Origin of the sequence: Nocardioides sp. NPDC004968 (assembly GCF_040608935.1) — a bacterium.
Classification (GTDB): Bacteria; Actinomycetota; Actinomycetes; order Propionibacteriales; family Nocardioidaceae; genus Nocardioides.
Map to the genome: position 1 here is coordinate 1 of NZ_JBEXJF010000082.1, position 1563 is coordinate 1563.

A 1563-nucleotide genomic window follows, 5' to 3' on the forward strand; every position below is an offset into this window, starting at 1 on the left:
GTGACCTGCTGGGGATCGCCCTTCTGCTTCTTTTGCTGACCGAGCAGGAGCGAGACGCCGATCGTCGCCGCTGTCGTGACCGCATAGGCGATGATGGAGGCAGTCGTGGTGCTGATCGCGATGCCGGCGCTTGTGGCTGCGGCCGTGATCACAGGAATCAGGACGGGGGGCATCAGACGCTCCAGGCCCGCAGGCAGCCGAAGGGCGCGACCGTGATGCCGGCCGCCGCCTTGGCGGCCCAGCCGGTGGGCGTGCGGATCGCCAGCGCCTGCCCCCGATCGGTCTCGACGACACCGATATCGCCAGGGCGCGGCGCCTCGGTTGGAACCAGCCCGGCATCCGCCATGGCCTCGCTCGCCACATCCAGGAGATCACCGCCGGCGCGCCGGATCTGAAGCAATGCGCCGCGTGCTGTCCGGTAACGGCCGCGCCAACGCGCGCTCGGATCGACCCCGCGCCGCAACGCGACCCAACCGCAGGCCCAGCTGCAGCAATCGCACGAATCCCAGCAGAACGGCCGGGCAGCGCCGGCACGCAGATACTTGGCGAGCGTCATCAATAGCTCGGCCAAACCGTGGACTTGTTCTGCATGGCGCTCATCTGCTCGAGGCCCCGGTCGCCCGGGAAAAGCGCCTTCTGGTCGCGGTCGCTCAGCATGCCGAAGGGCGGGATCGCCCGACGCGTGAACAGCCACTCGACGGAGACTTGGACCTGGCGTGTATCGACGTCCGGCGCCGCGATGCTGATCCGGTCCATGATGCCGCTCATGATCGCGTATGGCGCATCGAGCGGCTGCCAAGCGTCATCGAAGAACTGAATGGACACGATCGCCGATCGACCCGTCACCTCGGCCGAAGCATCGCGCGCCGCGGAGATTAGTTCGGGCTTGACGCCGGAAAGCGCGAGCGTCGTCACCGGAGCCGTGCCGCCGAGCGGGCTCTCAAGTCCCGAGATCGAGCCAAGTTCGCCGAGGCCCGACCAGGTGAAGCCGCCCGCAACCAGCGGGCCGAAGCCGAGCCAGACCCGCATCGGCGCGGTCGCGAAGTCGAGGAAGACGAGCTGCGAGGCGCGGACAGTCCGCCCCGCCAGCGCCGCCGCTGCGGTTTCTGAGAAGAAGGGCATCTGGCTCTAGAACCGTGCGCCGGTGGTTTGCATGGTGGCGATGATGTTCCTGCGCGCCTGCCGGTCGTAAGCGGCCAGTGCCGCCGTCATCTGCTCCGGCGTGACGCCATTGGCCGGAGTGATGTTGATCTGTCGGCTGTCGGTGTAGGAGACGGCACCGCCGCCCAGCTTGTTATTCGGGATGATCTTGCCCGGCACGGTTGGAACGAACCGCTCACGGCCGCGCTCGCCGACCATGTACGGCTGGCCCGCGTTGACCGAGCCGCCAGTCGCTTTGCCGAAGATCGAGCCAAACGCCCCGAACAGGCCGCCAGTGGCACCATTGGTCCCGGAGGTACCGAACAGACCGGCGAGCGGGCCGGTGCCCATCAGCGTCGCCTGCAGCGCTGCCTTGGCGAGGGAGGCCGCCAGCCTCTTCACCACGTCCTCGGCCTTGGCGCC

Annotated in this window: 3 protein-coding genes; all 3 read right to left on the reverse strand. The window is 68.3% G+C overall.

What is annotated here, in order from left to right; translation table 11 throughout:
- Positions 1-172: 172 nt before the first annotated feature.
- Entirely contained in the window at positions 173-556 is a 384-nt protein-coding gene (locus tag ABZU72_RS28680) for a hypothetical protein (RefSeq protein ID WP_355022167.1), read from the reverse strand.
- On the reverse strand, positions 556-1122 hold the full coding sequence (locus ABZU72_RS28685) for a hypothetical protein (RefSeq protein WP_355022168.1): 567 nt from the start codon (positions 1120-1122) through the stop codon (positions 556-558). The genes ABZU72_RS28680 and ABZU72_RS28685 overlap by 1 nt, the downstream gene beginning before the upstream one ends.
- Positions 1123-1128: 6 nt before the next feature.
- Positions 1129-1563: hypothetical protein (locus ABZU72_RS28690; RefSeq protein ID WP_355022169.1), on the reverse strand; the 435-nt coding region annotated here is incomplete at its 5' end.

Bases quoted from the DNA above. Each gene is read 5' to 3' on its own strand.
- ABZU72_RS28685 (WP_355022168.1), bottom strand. From the start codon at position 1,122: ATGCCCTTCTTCTCAGAAACCGCAGCGGCGGCGCTGGCGGGGCGGACT.
- ABZU72_RS28680 (WP_355022167.1), bottom strand. From the start codon at position 556: ATGACGCTCGCCAAGTATCTGCGTGCCGGCGCTGCCCGGCCGTTCTGC.